This is a genomic window from Myxococcus sp. CA039A, assembly GCF_013336645.1.
GTDB lineage: Bacteria > Myxococcota > Myxococcia > Myxococcales > Myxococcaceae > Myxococcus > Myxococcus llanfairpwllgwyngyllgogerychwyrndrobwllllantysiliogogogochensis.
In genome coordinates this window covers 1-14,892 of sequence record NZ_JABUMQ010000287.1, presented here as the reverse complement: position 1 = coordinate 14,892, position 14,892 = coordinate 1, and the positions used below count along the sequence as shown (strand labels likewise).

The 14,892-nt window shown below is 66.9% G+C and carries 14 protein-coding genes and 1 pseudogene; 1 reads left to right on the top strand and 14 read right to left on the bottom strand.

Features of this window, described 5'->3' with window-relative positions; genetic code table 11:
• The first annotated feature begins 69 nt into the window (after positions 1-69).
• Complete coding sequence (locus HR086_RS35685; protein ID WP_174467852.1) at positions 70-933, top strand: DUF481 domain-containing protein; 864 nt, start codon at positions 70-72, stop codon at positions 931-933.
• An 84-nt stretch (positions 934-1,017) separates the two neighbouring features.
• Here the strand turns inward: HR086_RS35685 and HR086_RS35680 are convergent, their stop codons facing one another.
• The 14 genes and pseudogenes from HR086_RS35680 to HR086_RS35615 form a co-directional block, all read right to left on the bottom strand.
• Positions 1,018-1,476, bottom strand: a complete 459-nt coding sequence (locus HR086_RS35680; protein ID WP_141646866.1) for a cytochrome C oxidase subunit IV family protein — start codon at positions 1,474-1,476, stop codon at positions 1,018-1,020.
• Between the two features lie 13 nt (positions 1,477-1,489).
• Positions 1,490-2,155, bottom strand: a complete 666-nt coding sequence (locus tag HR086_RS35675) for a cytochrome c oxidase subunit 3 family protein (protein ID WP_141646865.1) — start codon at positions 2,153-2,155, stop codon at positions 1,490-1,492.
• Positions 2,145-3,812, bottom strand: a complete 1,668-nt coding sequence (locus tag HR086_RS35670; protein WP_141646864.1) for a cbb3-type cytochrome c oxidase subunit I — start codon at positions 3,810-3,812, stop codon at positions 2,145-2,147. Before HR086_RS35670 ends, HR086_RS35675 begins: the two co-directional genes overlap by 11 nt.
• Positions 3,796-4,842 (bottom strand): cytochrome c oxidase subunit II, encoded by a 1,047-nt coding sequence (gene coxB, locus HR086_RS35665; RefSeq protein ID WP_141646863.1) that lies wholly within the window; start codon positions 4,840-4,842, stop codon positions 3,796-3,798. The genes HR086_RS35670 and coxB overlap by 17 nt, the downstream gene beginning before the upstream one ends.
• A complete protein-coding gene (locus tag HR086_RS35660; protein ID WP_141646862.1) occupies positions 4,839-5,720 on the bottom strand; it encodes an SCO family protein in 882 nt (293 codons plus the stop codon). The genes coxB and HR086_RS35660 overlap by 4 nt, the downstream gene beginning before the upstream one ends.
• 35 nt (positions 5,721-5,755) lie before the next feature.
• On the bottom strand, positions 5,756-6,217 hold the full coding sequence (locus HR086_RS35655) for a hypothetical protein (RefSeq protein ID WP_141646861.1): 462 nt from the start codon (positions 6,215-6,217) through the stop codon (positions 5,756-5,758).
• The gene (locus tag HR086_RS35650) at positions 6,214-7,449 is read right to left on the bottom strand and encodes a hypothetical protein (RefSeq protein ID WP_141646860.1); all 1,236 of its coding nucleotides are present in this window, start codon (positions 7,447-7,449) and stop codon (positions 6,214-6,216) included. The genes HR086_RS35655 and HR086_RS35650 overlap by 4 nt, the downstream gene beginning before the upstream one ends.
• A complete protein-coding gene (locus tag HR086_RS35645) occupies positions 7,446-8,039 on the bottom strand; it encodes a cytochrome c (RefSeq protein ID WP_141646859.1) in 594 nt (197 codons plus the stop codon). Before HR086_RS35645 ends, HR086_RS35650 begins: the two co-directional genes overlap by 4 nt.
• Complete coding sequence (locus HR086_RS35640; RefSeq protein ID WP_141646858.1) at positions 8,036-8,581, bottom strand: DUF3341 domain-containing protein; 546 nt, start codon at positions 8,579-8,581, stop codon at positions 8,036-8,038. Before HR086_RS35640 ends, HR086_RS35645 begins: the two co-directional genes overlap by 4 nt.
• A gap of 4 nt (positions 8,582-8,585) precedes the next feature.
• Positions 8,586-9,986, bottom strand: coding sequence for an NrfD/PsrC family molybdoenzyme membrane anchor subunit (gene nrfD, locus HR086_RS35635; protein WP_141646857.1), 1,401 nt, complete (start codon positions 9,984-9,986; stop codon positions 8,586-8,588).
• Positions 9,987-9,988: 2 nt separating this feature from the next.
• Positions 9,989-13,153, bottom strand: coding sequence for a TAT-variant-translocated molybdopterin oxidoreductase (locus HR086_RS35630; RefSeq protein WP_174467853.1), 3,165 nt, complete (start codon positions 13,151-13,153; stop codon positions 9,989-9,991).
• Complete coding sequence (locus HR086_RS35625; protein ID WP_141646856.1) at positions 13,150-13,812, bottom strand: cytochrome c3 family protein; 663 nt, start codon at positions 13,810-13,812, stop codon at positions 13,150-13,152. Before HR086_RS35625 ends, HR086_RS35630 begins: the two co-directional genes overlap by 4 nt.
• A gap of 492 nt (positions 13,813-14,304) precedes the next feature.
• Positions 14,305-14,670 (bottom strand): HNH endonuclease, encoded by a 366-nt coding sequence (locus HR086_RS35620; protein ID WP_141646855.1) that lies wholly within the window; start codon positions 14,668-14,670, stop codon positions 14,305-14,307.
• Position 14,671: 1 nt separating this feature from the next.
• A pseudogene (locus HR086_RS35615) lies at positions 14,672-14,892 on the bottom strand (metallophosphatase); the annotation flags it as partial.

The following is a 14,892-nucleotide window of genomic DNA, read 5'->3' as shown; positions in this document are numbered from 1 at the left end:
CAATGGTTGATTGTCGTGGTTGTGCTTAATTCCAGGGGGGGCCCGCTACACCCAGGAGATTCGCATTTCATGAGCACCGCCCGAGTCGCGCTGCTGTGCACGCTGCTTCTGCCCGCATTGGCCGCCGAGCGCGCCGCTGGCATCGCCGCCGGCGCCACGCCCGCGAAGCCGGCTGATGCTGACGCAGCCGCCGCGGCCGCGGCCGCCGCGAAGAAGAAGGAGGAGTGGGACATCGTCGTGGGCCTGGGCCTCATCTCCCTGACGGGCAACGCCTCCACCCTGACGTTCAGCGGTCTGGCCAGCGCGTCGCGCACCACCGAGCACTGGATTTATGGCGTGAAGGCCTTCGGCAACTATGGCCGCAGCCGTCCGCCGGAGGTGTCGGGGGAGGAGGCGGAGTCGCAGTTGGTGGCCCTCAACGCGGGCGTGGAGCTGCGCGGGGACCGGCGCTTCACGAAGATGCTCAGCGGCTACCTGCTGGCGGGCGCGCTGACGGACCACGTGGGCAGCGTCGAGTCGCGGACCTCCGGCGAAGGCGGTCTTGGCGTCCTCTGGTGGGACGAGAAGTCGAAGGACGAGCGCGAGTCCTACCTGCGCACGGACCTCGCCTTCCGCTACGCGCGCGAGACGCGCTTCCAGTACTACCCGTCGCGGATGGACCTGCCGGATGTGGACCTGGGCGGCCCGCGCTTCGGCGTGGCCTTCCGCTATGGCATCACCAAGGAAGTCCTCCTGAAGGAGGACGCCGAGGTGCTGCTGAGCGTCATCGGTGACTCCCGCGTGCTGGCCAACAGCCAGACGCAGCTCTCCGTGGGCCTGACCGAGTCGCTGTCCCTGGGCGTCAGCTTCATGGTGAAGCACGACAGCAAGCCGCCCGAAGGCAAGGTGTCCACGGACACCGCGCTGGCCTTCAACCTGGAAGTGGCGCTGTAACCGGACAAAAGCAACGCGGCGCCGGGGAAGTCTCCCTCGGCGCCGCGCGGTTGAAGCAGGGGCCTTTTGAAAGGCCCCGGGATATCAGTGGTGCCCGGGTTCCGGAGTCTCGGGCGTGTCCTTCGTCTGGTGCGGCCTCAGCCCACCGCCGAACCGGCCGCGCTGCGCGCCCGTGCCGATATCGGGGGGCTGCAGGTCGCTGTACTGCGAGCCGGGCGGGTTGGCGCCACGGAAGCGGGTGCCGAAGTCCGCGAGCGGGATGATGAGCATCAGCACCACGAAGACGATGGAGACGCCAAAGACGATGCGGTTGGCGCCCCGGTGCTCGGCCAGGTGCATGAAGTACAGCGTGACGAGCGTGCCCTTCACCGTGGCGATGACGAGCGCGAGCAGCAGGCCGAAGGACGGCAGGTGCATGCGGCCGGTGACGACGGTGACGACGGTCAACACCAGCAGGACACCCCAGATGAGCCAGTAGCGGCCCGCTCCGTGGTGCGCGTGCATGTTCTTCTCTTCCTGATGGGATTCGTTGGCGATGGCCATGGTGGTGTCGCCCTCAGACCAGGTACAGCATGGGGAACAGGAAGATCCACACCAGGTCGACGAGGTGCCAGTACATGCTGCCCAGCTCGACCATCGTGTAGTTGTTGGGGCCGAAGTCCTTCTTCTTGAACGCCCGGACCATCGCCACCGCCAGCACCGTCATGCCGATGATGACGTGCAGCGCGTGCAGCGCCGTCGAGCAGAAGTAGACCGTGAAGTAGAGGGTGATGCCGGGCATCTGCATCCCCTCGTAGAAGTAGTACCGGCCCGGCAGCGTCCCGATGTGGAACTTGTGCGCGTACTCGAAGTACTTGATGACGAGGAAGCCCACCGCCATCACGAGGGTCAGCGCGAACATCACGCCCACCATCTTGTTCTTCCCCTCCTTCGCGTAGTGCACCGCGAGCGCCGCGGTCAGCGAGGAGGTGATGAGGACGATGGTGTTCACCGTGCCCATCGTCAGGTCCAGGCTGCGGCTGCCCGCCGCCCACGCTTCCGGGAAGAGGAAGCGGTAGCAGCCGTAGCAGACGAACAGGCCGGCGAAGAGCAGGATTTCCGTCGCCAGGAACAGCCACATGCCCAGACGGGCGGCATGGTTCTGCACCTCGAGCGACGCGAAGTGTTCCGCCAGGCGCGGCACGTTGGCCGTGCCGTCGGCGGTGTGGGCGCTAGACTGCATCGGGAACCTCGGCCTTCTTCGGGTCGACGTAGAAGTGGGGCTCCTCGGGGAAGGTCACCTGCGGGCCCACGAAGTTGTGCGTCGGCGGAGGCGACTCGCTCACCCACTCGTAGCCCTTGCTGCGCCACGGGTTCTTGCCAGAGGCCTCGCCGAACACCAGCGCGTACGTCAGGTAGCACGCGATGATGATGAAGCCGAAGGCGAGCAGCGACGCGCCCGCGGTGGAGGCCACGTTCAGGGCCTGGAAGCGCTCCGGGTAGTCATAGTACCGGCGCGGCATGCCGTTGTTGCCCACCAGGAACTGGGGGATGAACGTCGCGTTGAAGCCCAGGATGATGAGCGCCGCGGACACCAGGCCCCATCCCTCGTGGTACGTCTTCCCGAACATCTTCGGGAACCAGTAGTGGAGGGAGGCCAGGAAGGCCATGATGGTCGCTCCCACCATGATGAAGTGGAAGTGGGCGACGACGAAGTAGGTGTCGTGCCACGGGACGTCCAGCGACACCGTGCCCAGCGCGATGCCCGTCATGCCACCGAACACGGTGAAGAACAGGAAGCCGCAGAAGTAGGCGAACGGCGTCTTGAAGTCGACGGCGCCCTTGTAGACGGTGCCCACCCAGTTGAAGACCTTGATGGCGGTGAACACACCCACCAGCATGGTGAGCACGCCGAACACGCCCGCGTCGAAGGTCGACTGACCGGACACGAACATGTGGTGGCCCCAGGCGAAGAAGCCGACGAAGGCGATGCCGAGGCTGGAGTACGCCACCGCGCGGTAGCCGAAGATGTTCTTGCGGCTGTACGTGCTGACAATCTCGCTCATCACGCCGAACGCGGGCAGCACCATGATGTACACGGCCGGGTGGCTGTAGAACCAGAATAGGTGCTGGAAGAGCACCGGGTCGCCGCCGCGCGCCGGGTCGAACATGCCGAAGCTGAACAGGTTCTCCACCGCGACCAGCACCGTCAACAGACCGATGACCGGCGTCGCGAGCACCTGGATGCAGCTGGTGGCGTAGATGGCCCAGACGAACAGGGGCATCTTGAACCAGGTGATGCCGGGCGCGCGCATCGTGTGGCAGGTGACGATGAAGTTGATGCCCGTGGCGATGGAGCTGAAGCCGATGATGAACGCGCCGAACATCACCGGCGCCACCGTCGTCGTCGTGTGCGTGCTGTACGGGGTGTAGAACGTCCAGCCCGTGTCCAGGCCGCCGTTGAGCATGCCCCAGAGCATGAACACGGCGCCCGTCAGGTAGATGTAGAACGACGCGAGGTTCAGCCGGGGGAAGGCCACGTCCTTGGCGCCCAGCATCAGCGGCAACATGAAGTTGCCGAAGACGGCCGGAATCGCCGGAATCATGAACAGGAAGATCATCACCAGGCCATGGAGCGTGAACGTACGGTTGTACGTCATCGCGTCCATGATGGTCGGACCCGGCGTCAGCAGCTCCACCCGTAGGAGCATCGCGAAGATGCCGCCCACGAGGAAGAACAGCAGGATGAAGAACAGGAACATCACGCCGATGCGCTTGTGGTCCACCGTCAAGAGCCAGCTCTTGATGGTGGTGCCATCCACCAGATAGCTCGGGTGGTCGTCGTGGTGCTCGTCGTGCGGGGCGGCCCCCGCCGTATCGAGGCTACTGGATGGGGTCATAGGCGGGTCCCTCGGAGGCGCCCTCGCGGACGTTCGGAGTGCGAAGCGACTTGATGTACTCGACGATGGCGGCCGTTTCGGGGCCCTGCAGCTTGCCCTGATACGTCGGCATCACATTCTGGTAGCCCGACACCAGGTGGGCTCCAGGGTCCATCATCGACTGGGTGATGTAGGCCTCGTCCACGCGGATGGTCTGGCCGTCATCCAGCTTCTCCACGCGGTCATACATGCCAACGAAGGTGGGGCCGATGTGCGCCGAGCCATCCACCGAGTGGCACTTCAGGCAACCCTGCGTCCCGGCCAGCACCTGGCCCTGGTCCACCATGCGCGCCACCGGCGGCACCAGCGAGGTGTCCGCGAGCGCGTCCTGGCGGTCCTGCAACCGGCCGCGGCGCTGGTCCTTGATCCAGACGTCGTACTCCTCCTGGGGGAGGACCACGACCTCCGCGAGCATCTTCGAGTGCGACAGGCCGCAGTACTCGGTGCAGAGCACCTGGTACGTGCCGGGCTTGGTCGCCTCGAACCAGATCTGCGTGTAGCGACCCGGCAGCGCATCCATCTTGATGCGGAAGGCCGGCACGTAGAACGAGTGCAGCACGTCCCGGGAAGTGATGAGCAGTCGCACCGGACGGTTGGCCGGGACGTGAAGGACGTTCACGCCGTTGGGGCCCTCCGGGTATGCGAACTTCCACATCCACTGCTTGCCCATGACGTAGACGTCCATCGCGTCCTTGGGCGGCGTGGTGACCCAGGTGAAGTCCCTGAAGCCGATACCGAACCAGGCCAGGAAGAACACCAGCGGCACGGAGACGAAGAGGAACTCCGTCTTCAGCGTGGGGACGACGTACTCGGTTGCCTGGTCGGGAATCCGCCGGCGGTACCGGAAGAACATGAACAGCGCCGCGAGGCCAACGCCAGCCGACATCACCATCGTCGTTCCCACGACGAAGTGGTGCAGCAGGTCGACCCGTTCCGCGAACGTGGACGCGCTCTCCGGGAGGAACAGAAGGTTGTTGAGAAGCTCGCTCATGCCGCCGCGCCTTTCTTCAGCTCGCGCCTCCAGAAATAGATCAGCATCGTAGCCAGGGCGAGGAAGACAGCCATGCCGCCCAGGCGGATGAACCCGAAGATGTAGAAGCCATACCGCCGGGTCGCGGTGTCATACTTGAAGCAGGACATCACCACGCGGTCGAAGCTGGTTCCGACGCGGCCACCGGCCGCCTCCAGCAACGCCAGCTTCATGTCCTTGGCGGGGAAGTCCGTCCCGTACAGATACCGGGAGATGCTCCCCTCCGGCGTGAGCACCATCACCACCGCGGGGTGGGCGTACTGCTTCGTGCTCGCGTCATACGTGTACTTGAAGCCCACCGCGTCGGCGATGCGGTGGATCTGCTCGTCGGTGCCCGTGAGGAAGTGCCAGGGCGCGCTCTCCGGCTTCCCCATGGACTGAAGGTGCTTGCGCCGGCGCTCGTTGCTCATCGCCGGGGTGTCTTCGGGGTCGACGCTGATGGTGACCGCTTCGTAGTCGCGGCCCAGCTCCAGCCCCAGCTCCCGCATGGACTTCACCTGGGCGTTGAGCACCAGGTTACAGAGCATGGGGCAGTTGTAATAGACGAGCGTCAACAGGGTGGGGAGTGTCTTGGGCAACACCGAGCCCAGCGTCACGTCCTGGCCGTTCACGTCGATGAAGCGGGTCGTCAGGGGCACCGGTTCACCCAGGTGCTCCTCCACGTCCACACCCTTGAGCTGCGGGGGCGCGTCCTGCTGTGCTTCAACGATGGCGCGGGGCGTCTTGCCCCCACCCGGCATCGCGGAGGCCGGGAGCGCCGTGGCGACGAGCAGCGCCACGACGGCGAGCATCCCCCGGCGCGGGGCACACGGGGAGATGTAGGAGAGGATGGACATCATCGCGGACGGCTCTTACGCGAGGCAGGTGAGGGAAGCTACTGCCGCGGCGCCGGAGTGGGCTCCGGAGCCGGCGGCGGGGCGGGCGCGGGAGGCGCCGGGGGCGGGTTGCGGCTCTTGGCGATGACGGTCTTCATCGCCTCGTCCAGGTTGGGGTGCGCCTTGACGCCCGGCTGGTCGCCCCAGCCGGCCTGCAGGGCCTGCTGCTGGCCGCCAATCTTCTCCTCGGCGTGCCAGTCCTGCTCGAACAGGCGCTGGTTGACGATACCCACCTCGTACTGCCCCATGGCCGCCGGACGCGGAGGAGGACCGTCCGGCTGGGCCTCCTTCATGGTGCGGACCTGGATGGCGTACGCCCAGACGATTCCCACCGCGAAGATGACGAGCGAGCCGGCGCCAATGCCCACCACCTTGCTCATCACGATGTGGTCTTCCTCGGCGGCCACACCGTGGGCGCCGACGATGACACGCGACTCGAGCTCAACCTGGGTCTTCTTCATGGCTGCACGTACCTCAGGGACTCCGCGATGTAGGGGTCCTTCACCGGCATCGTGTAGTTGTTGCGCGCGTTCATCAGCGCGAAGCCCACCGCGATGCCACCCACACCCAGGAACGCGGTGATGAGCGTCCAGTGGAAGGTGGGGCCGTTGGTCCCCGTCAGCGCCGGCCAGATGAGCCAGTACAGGTCCACCGCGTGAATGGCCAGCAGGTAGACGGCCACCACCGACAGCTTGCGGGGCTGCAGCTTCAGATTCCGTGACAGCAGCACGAAGAACGGCAGCACGAAGTGGCCGAAGAACAGGGCGATGGACATCGGCTTCCACGCGCCGAAGATGCGCAGGCCGTACCAGGGCGCCTCTTCCGGGATGTTGGCGATCCACACCAGCATGAACTGGGAGAAGGCGATGTAGGCCCAGAATGCCGTGAAGGCCAGCATCAGCTTGCCCAGGTTGTGGAAGTGGGCCGGCGTCACCACGTTGCCGTAGAGGTCCTTGCCCCGGGCGTTGGTGGTGGCGATGGTCAGGATGCAGAAGGCGGCCAGGAAGCTGCCCGCGAAGTAGTAGACGCCGAAGATGGTGGACTGCCACAGCGGCGTGAGGCTCATCAGCCAGTCAAACGACGCGAAGGTGATGGTCAGCGCCAGGAAGGGGAGGATTCCGGGGGAGAAGCGGCGCATGCGCACCGTGAGGTCCAGCCCGCCTTCCGCGTCCTGCTTCAGGCTCAGCCCGCGCAGCTTCCACGCCGCGAAGGCCCACACCACGAAGTAGATGACGTGGCGGACGAGCGTGAACTTCCAGTTCAGGTAGCCGTGCTCCTTGTGCGACAGGTGCTCGGACTCCAGGCCGGTGATGGCGGCGCGCAGCGGCGAGCCCGGCCACCAGGGGTACAGGTAGCCCGCCATGAGAATCACGGGGATGATGAGCAGGATGAAGACGGGGACCGCGGACGCGCCCGTCTCCATGGTGCGCCGCAGGACGATGAGCCACTTGGCCTTCGCCGTGTGGAAGATGGCCACCATGATGAGGAAGGCCACGCTGATGCCCACCCAGTAGACGAAGGCGAGCAGGTAGCTGTGGGCGGCCGCACCCTTGGCATAGGCATCGCTCGAGGCGAAGAAGCCGGCCAGGGTGGCCAAGAGGCCCAGGGCGCCCAGGCCGAACGCCGGCACCATCAACTTCGGCGTGCCGGTGTAGCGCTCCAGGGGGGCTGAGGCTTCGGCTGCGGGGGTCATCGGTTCTCCTGCGGAACGGGCTGCTGCCCGCCCGTACGGGTGTTGCGGGCTTCCTGAAGGGCTCGCACGTAGGCGACCACGGCCCAGCGCTCGCGCACGTCGAGCTCACCAGAGAAGGACGGCATCACGCCGTAGCCCTCGTTGATGGCCGTGTAGAAGTGGCCCGCCGCCTTGCTCTCCAGCTCCAGCAGGGACGGCGGCAGGCGCAGGGCCATGTTCTCCGCCACCACGCTGTTGCCGTCGCCGAGCACGCCATGGCACTGCGAGCAGACGATGTTGTACTTCTTCTGACCCAAGCTCAGCAGGCCCTGGTCCACCGTCACGGGGATGGTGGCCACGGGCTGGCCGTTGGCGCGGCCGCTGAGGGCCGTCTGCCGGGCGACGGGGTCCTTGAGCTCCGGGAGCTTGTCGAAGCGCTCGCGGGGCACCGTTCCGGCCGGGGGCGTGCGCATGGCACGGCCGTCCGCCCAGAAATCAGAGGCCTCGTAGTACTCGTACTTGGCCTGGTGCTCCATGCGCTGGAGGAACTCCGAGGGGACGTCGCAGCCCGACAGGGCGACGAGTCCGGCGGCGGGGATGAGCCACCTCATTCCTTCTCTCCCGTGACGACGGTCACCTGGGTGGCACCCAGGGCCTTGAGCTGGTCAATGACGGCCGCGGCGTCCTGGCCCGTCGCATGCGGCACGCTCAGCCAGAAGCCGTGGGTGGACGCGGTGCGGAAGGCGTCGGACTCGAAGACGGGGTGGTACGGCTGCGGCAGCCGGCTCAGCCCCAAGAGGCCGAAGAAGATGCCGAACGCGGCGAACAGCACGCTCAGCTCGAACGTAATCGGCACCCACGCCGGCAGGGACAGGAGCGGACGACCACCGATGTTCAGCGGGTAGTCGTACGTGTTCATCCAGGTCTGCATGGCGAGCGCCGTGGTCAGGCCCGTGAGCCCACCGCACAGCGCGATGAAGGGGACCTTCGAGGGGGGCAGGCCCAGGGCCTCCGAGCCGCCGTGCAGCGGGTACGGAGAGTAGGTGTCCATCCCCTGGAAGCCCTTCTCCCGCATCTGACGGGTGGCATCCACGAGGACATCTGGCGTCTCGAACTCGGCCAGCACCCAGGAATCGAGGACAGTGGCTTCCATGACTCTAGTGCGCTCCGTGGGATTTCTGGTGGGCGGCGTGCTTGAGCTCCAACTGCAGCTCCTTCACTTCGCTGATGGCCACCGCGGGCACGAACTTCAGGAACAGGAGGAACAGGGTGCCGAACAGGCCCAGCGTGCCGATGTAGATGCACCAGTCCACCCAGGTCGGGGTGTAGATGCCCCACGAGGACGGCAGGAAGTCCTGGCTCAGCGACGTCACGATGATGATGAAGCGCTCGCACCACATGCCGATGTTCACCGCGATGGAGGCCACCCACATGATGGGCACGCTGGTGCGGCACTTCTTGAACCAGAAGATGTTCGGGGTGATGACGTTGCAGGCGATCATCAGCCAGTACACGCCGGCGTAGGGGCCCGTGGCGCGGTTCACGTAGAAGGTCCAGAACTCGAACTGGTTCTGCGAGTACCAGGCGATGAAGTGCTCCATCATGTACCCGTAGGACACGATGAGGCCCGTCGCGAGGATGACCTTGTTCATGTTCTCCAGGTGGCGGTCCGTAATCACGTCCCGCAGACCCAGGTACTTTCGCGCCGGGACGATGAGCGTAATCACCATCGCGAAGCCGCTGAACACGGCGCCAGCCACGAAGTAGGGCGGGAAGATGGTCGCGTGCCAGCCGGGCAGCAGGGACACCGCGAAGTCGAACGAAACGATGGTGTGCACCGAGACGACGAGCGGCGTGGAGAGGCCGGCCAGGAGCAGGTAGGCGATCTTGTAGTTGTGCCAGTGCCGACCGGAGCCGCGCCAGCCGAGCGCGAACAGGCCGTAGATGGTGCGCTGGAGCTTCGTCTTGGACGAGTCACGCAGCGCGGCCAGGTCCGGGATGAGGCCCACGAACCAGAACAGCGCGGACACCGTGAGGTACGTGGAGATGGCGAACACGTCCCACACCAGCGGGGAGCGGAACTGCGGCCACGCGCCCAGGGTGCTGGGGTAGGGGAACAGCCAGAAGGCGAACCAGGGACGGCCGGTGTGCAGCAGCGGGAACAGACCGGCGCACATGACGGCGAACAGCGTCATGGCTTCCGCGAAGCGGTTGATGCTCGTGCGCCACTTCTGCTGGAAGAGCAGGAGGATGGCGGAGATGAGCGTTCCGGCGTGGCCGATACCGACCCACCAGACGAAGTTGATGATGTCGAACGCCCAGCCGACCGGCTGGTTGTTGCCCCACACGCCGATGCCTCGAGCGAGCGTGTAGGTGACGCCGACGACGAGCAGACCCAGCGCGCTGAGCGTCAGGCCGAAGAGCATGAACCAGCCCTTGCCCGGCTTGCGCCAGACATGGTCCAGCAGCGTCTCGTTGAGGGACTTGTCGTCGTGGTGCGGCGGGATGAGGTCCCGGGGCTCAAGCGGATCGAGCGGGGTGGCGGCGGTCTCGGCCATGATTAGTGGCTCCCTTCCTTCGTCGCGGCCTTGGCCGGCTCGAGGGCGGTATTCGGGTTGCGCACGCGGATGAGGTGCGAGGTGCGCGGACGGGTGCCCAGCTCGTGCAGGAGCTTGTAGGCCCGGACGTCCTCGGTGAGCTGGGTGACGAGCTGGTTCTCGTCGTTCAGCGAGCCGAAGACGATGGCCTGGGCGGCGCACGTCTGCTGGCACGCCGTCTTGAGGTCCGCTTCCTTGATGAGGTGCTTGTTGACGCGCGCGTCGATGCGGGCGCGCTCGATGCGCTGCACGCAGTACGTGCACTTCTCCATGACGCCGCGGTTGCGCACCGTGACGTCCGGGTTCATCAGCATCTTCTCGGTGGCCGTCTTGCCCGCGGTGTAGTGCAGGTAGTTGAAGCGGCGGACCTTGTACGGGCAGTTGTTGGAGCAGTACCGCGTGCCGACGCAGCGGTTGTACACCATGTCGTTCAGGCCCTCGTCCGAGTGCACGGTGGCGTTCACCGGGCACACGTACTCGCAGGGGGCCTTCTCGCAGTGCACGCACATCACGGGCTGCATGACCATCTTCGGGTCGTTCTCGGGACCCTCGAAGTACCGGTCGATGCGCAGCCAGTTCATCTCACGGCTGCGGCCCACCTGCTCCTTGCCCACGACGGGGATGTTGTTCTCCGCCTGGCAGGCCACCACGCACGCGCTGCAGCCCGTGCAGCGGGACAGGTCGATGGCCATGCCCCACTTGTAGCCCTTGGAGTAGTCGAAATCGACGAGGTTGTCCTGGATGCCCGGCTTCAGCTCGCCCTTCACGCGGTGCAGGGTGTGCTGCGTCTCCGTGGACGGGTGCTCCAGCTCGGAGATGGGCATGTCCAGCGCGATGGGGCGGTTCTCCATGCGCCAGTGCGTCTGCGTCAGGCTGAACTTGTAGCTGCCGCGCACCTTGGTGAGCGTGGCGCCGCCGTCGAACCAGGGGTTCTTGCTGGTGCGAATCGGGTTGACGTTGAAGCCCACGCCCTTGGCGACCTGCTCGTGCAGCCCGTTGCGGCCGTAGCCCAGGGCGATGGTCACGGTGTTGTCCGCGTGGCCCGGAACCACCCACACCGGCACCGTCAGCTTCTGGCCGTTGTAGGTCAGCTCCGCCATGTCGCCGGGGGCCAGGCTCAGCGCCTTCGCCGTGTCCGGACCCAGCAGGGCGGCGTTGTCCCAGACCATCTTGGTGATGGGCTCGGGCAGCTCCTGCAGCCAGGAGTTGTTGGCGAAGCGGCCGTCGTAGAGCTTGTAGTCGTTGACGAAGTTCAGCTCGAGGTCACCCGAGGCCGGGGACGTGTAGCCCGCGACCAGCGAGGCGGCGGCGCCGAAGTCCGGCGAGCCCGCGACGGGGTTGGACGCGGTGTTCTCGATGAAGCCCTGGGCGACCCAGGACTCCCAGCGGGCCTCGAAGTCCGCCGCGTTCGCCGTCTGCCCGCGCCAGTAGTCGCGCAGGAGCTGGTAGGCGGGGCGGAAGGGCTCGTCCAGGAACATGGCGAGCAGCTCCGACTCCGGCATGCCGTTGAAGAGCGGCTGGATGAGCGGCTGGGCGATGGAGACGGTGCCCTCCACCGAGCGGCCGTCGCCCCACGTCTCCAGCGGGTGCGCCGCGGGGATGAACCAGTCGACGTGCGCGCTGGTCTCGTCCTCGTAGAGCGCCGTGTAGAGGACGTTGAGCCTGGCGCGGGCGGGGTGGTCCTTGCTGAGCACCTTGCCCAGGCCCACGTCGTCCGGCAGCGTGAAGACGGGGTTGTAGGCGGTGATGACCAGCGTGTCGACGCGGCCGGCCTCGATGTCCTGCACCAGGGTGCGGACCTCGGACATGCCCGTCGCTTCCGCGATGGGGGCCTGGATGTAGCGGACCGTCTTGTCGCCGTTGCCGAGCGCGTTGTTGATGGCGTGGGCCAGCGCGTGGACCGCGGCGGGCTGACGCTCACCCGCGATGACCAGCGACCGGCCGGGACCGGCGGCGCGCAGGTCGGAGGCGACCGCCTGCACCCAGTTGCCCAGCTCACCGCGCAGCGGCGACTTCGCGGCCGCGGCGCCCGCCAGGGAAGCGGCGCTGCCACCAATGGCCTGGGCCACCGCGGCGGCGAGGCCGAGGACTTCCTGCGACTTCAGGCGCAGGCGGTGGTCCGCCATGCCGCCGGTGATGGAGAAGCGGGCCTCCGCCATGTAGAGGCGGTTGAGCTTGCCCTTGCGCGGGTCGCGACGGTCCGCGAACTCGCGGATGTTGCGCAGGTTGCCCGGGCAGCTCTCCAGGAAGTCCGCGTCCAGCGACAGGACGATGTCCGCCTGGGAGAAGTCGTACAGCGCGGCCACGTGCTGCCCGCCGAACAGGGTGCGCAGCGTCTCCGCCTGCGTGTCCTGGTTGGACGAGGCGCTGTGGAAGCGCGCGTTGGGCAGCTTCTTGATGATGTGGTTGCGCAGGTCGCTCGTCAGCGGCGAACCCACCGCCTCCGTGAGGAAGCGCACGCGCGAGCCACCGTTCTCCGAGGCGGACTTGCCGACCAGGGACGCGATGGTCTCGTTGAGCACGCGCTGGGCGCGGGGCGTCTTGCCCTGGCGCAGCACGCGCGCGCGGCTCGGGTCATAGAGCGACAGCAGCCACGCCTGCTCGAAGGTGCAGGCGGCGCCCTGGTTGACCGGGTGGTCGGGGTTGCCCTCGACCTTCACCGGGCGACCCTCGCGGGCGGTGATGAGCAGGCCGGAGGTGTGACCGGACAGCGTCATCGCGGACGCGTAGTGCAGGGGGTTGCCGGGAGTCACTTCCGGCGGCGTCTTCGTGTACGGCAGCAGCTTCTCGTCCGCGGGACGGGTGCTGCAGGCCGTGGCGCCGGCCAGGGCCAGCGACGCGCCGAGCAACTGCATGAACTCGCGGCGGATGAAGCCCGTGGGGGGCAGGTCCGCGCCCACGGGGAACTCCGGGCGGGACTCCTCCATGTACTCGGAGGTGCCCAGCTTCTCCTCGAGGCTGCGCCAGTACGACTGGCCGTAGCCGTGCTCGGCGGAGTCGGCGTTCGCTGCCGCGTGCTCCAGTGCCTCACCGACGGCGTCAGGCGCCGCGGCGGGCCGGTCCGACACGACCGGGAGCGCGAAGGAAGAGGATTCCTGCGACGGCGCGCCGTCGCGCTTCGTGTTCATCGGTGGCATGTGGAGCAGCTCGTGCGCGAGTGGACGTCGTACTCATCCTTCAGCTTCTCGCCGAGCGCGATGGCCTCGGCCTTGTCCGACGGCGGAGTCCACGTCATCGACGTGATGAACTCCGAGGGCCGCAGGTGCGGCTCGGGATTGCGGTGACACTCCAGACACCAGGCCATGGTGAGCGGAGCGAACTGCTCCACCGCGCCCATCTGGTCGATGCGGCCGTGACAGCTGGCGCATCCCACGCCCTTGTTCACGTGGATGGCGTGGTTGAAGTAGACGAAGTCCGGCAGGTTGTGGACGCGGACCCACTGGATGGGTGAGTCGGCGAAGAAGGCCTTGCGCACCTCGGTGAGGTACGGGCTCTTGTTCCACACCTGGGCGTGGCAGGACATGCACACGGTGGTGGACGGGATGCCCGCGGAGGGCGCCTTGTCCACGCTCCAGTGGCAATACTGGCAGTCGATCTTCTCGTCCCCCGCGTGGTGCCGGTGGTCGAATTCGATGGGCTGCTCGATGGGCATCTGCTGGTTGGTGACGTACGGAGACCGTACGTAAGCCATGAGGCCGCCGATACCGATGGCGGGCACGGCAAGAAGCGCCGCGGCGGACAGCCGAGACACCGTGTTCGTCCAGCGTGGAAACAGAGGGCCGCTCATACCAGGACCATGGGCAAGGGGGCTTCTACAACTGCGGTGACAGAAGAAGAGGAAGAGGCGCGGACGTGGCCGAACGCGAGAAGCGGCGGGGCGATCCCGGCCCCGTCGGGGCGGGGGGGCGGCTCCTGGCACGCGGAAGGCGAAGCAGTCACGTCCAACGAAACCTCTATGGATGTTGCCGCGGGCAGGTCCCTCCTCCAGGCCCAACCCAACGCGGCGCGGGACCATCGACCATCGACACCGCAGTGTCAACCATTCTGATGTTGTGGCCGTGGGATACCACTTCCTCGCGCGGAGGCGGGAAATCGCGGTCCGGAGGTGATGAATCTCTCTTCTGGCGGGAGGAAGCGACGTTGAGCCTTTGCCCCTCCACGGTGGATCATCGCGCGCCCTCGGATGGCTCGGCGTGATGCTCACGCGACGTATGGGCAGACCCGCGCGCGGGTTCAGCTTCGGACAGAGACATGTCGTCGACCGAGACTTGCGACAGGCTCACTCGGAGTCCGCGCCGTCGGGCTCCCGCCAGCGCTGTTTTCGGCGGGTGAGCAGCTTCTCCACCAGCTCCCGGGCGCGCGCGTCCCGGTGGTAGTTCGGGTCATGCCGGCGGCCCTTGCCCTGGTTGCAGCGGGCGCAGGCCAGGCCCAGGTTCTCCGGCGCATCCGTCCCCCCGGCCGTCCGCGGGAGGATGTGCTCGATGGTGGCCCGGCTGATGGGCTCGCCATCCAGCCCCACCACGAGATGCGCGTTGCAGTGCAGGCACTTGCCCAGCCAGGCCTCTCGGCCCCGGTGCTCGGTGCGCTCGAAGGTGGTGTCCGTGGCGATGATGCCCAGAATCCTGCGGCGCTTGGAGTCGCTCATCCTACACCTCGACCACGGAGGGGCCGGCGAGGGCGAAGACGCGCTCCCCGGGCCGGCGCTTCAGGTCGAGCCCGCCGGTGAAGGCACTGAAGGCGGGGAGCACGCCCACCTCTCGCCCCAGATGGAAGCATGGGAGACGGAGGCGGTCCGCGCCAGCCGCCAGCCTCACGGTGGGGTGGAGATGACCGGCCCACACGTACCGGCCCGCTGAGGGGGTGGGGT

Coding starts and splice junctions, on each gene's coding strand:
- HR086_RS35685 (WP_174467852.1), top strand. CDS start 70: ATGAGCACCGCCCGAGTCGCGCTGCTGTGCACGCTGCTTCTGCCCGCA.
- HR086_RS35680 (WP_141646866.1), bottom strand. CDS start 1,476: ATGGCCATCGCCAACGAATCCCATCAGGAAGAGAAGAACATGCACGCG.
- HR086_RS35675 (WP_141646865.1), bottom strand. CDS start 2,155: ATGCAGTCTAGCGCCCACACCGCCGACGGCACGGCCAACGTGCCGCGC.
- HR086_RS35670 (WP_141646864.1), bottom strand. CDS start 3,812: ATGACCCCATCCAGTAGCCTCGATACGGCGGGGGCCGCCCCGCACGAC.
- coxB (WP_141646863.1), bottom strand. CDS start 4,842: ATGAGCGAGCTTCTCAACAACCTTCTGTTCCTCCCGGAGAGCGCGTCC.
- HR086_RS35660 (WP_141646862.1), bottom strand. CDS start 5,720: ATGATGTCCATCCTCTCCTACATCTCCCCGTGTGCCCCGCGCCGGGGG.
- HR086_RS35655 (WP_141646861.1), bottom strand. CDS start 6,217: ATGAAGAAGACCCAGGTTGAGCTCGAGTCGCGTGTCATCGTCGGCGCC.
- HR086_RS35650 (WP_141646860.1), bottom strand. CDS start 7,449: ATGACCCCCGCAGCCGAAGCCTCAGCCCCCCTGGAGCGCTACACCGGC.
- HR086_RS35645 (WP_141646859.1), bottom strand. CDS start 8,039: ATGAGGTGGCTCATCCCCGCCGCCGGACTCGTCGCCCTGTCGGGCTGC.
- HR086_RS35640 (WP_141646858.1), bottom strand. CDS start 8,581: ATGGAAGCCACTGTCCTCGATTCCTGGGTGCTGGCCGAGTTCGAGACG.
- nrfD (WP_141646857.1), bottom strand. CDS start 9,986: ATGGCCGAGACCGCCGCCACCCCGCTCGATCCGCTTGAGCCCCGGGAC.
- HR086_RS35630 (WP_174467853.1), bottom strand. CDS start 13,153: ATGAACACGAAGCGCGACGGCGCGCCGTCGCAGGAATCCTCTTCCTTC.
- HR086_RS35625 (WP_141646856.1), bottom strand. CDS start 13,812: ATGAGCGGCCCTCTGTTTCCACGCTGGACGAACACGGTGTCTCGGCTG.
- HR086_RS35620 (WP_141646855.1), bottom strand. CDS start 14,670: ATGAGCGACTCCAAGCGCCGCAGGATTCTGGGCATCATCGCCACGGAC.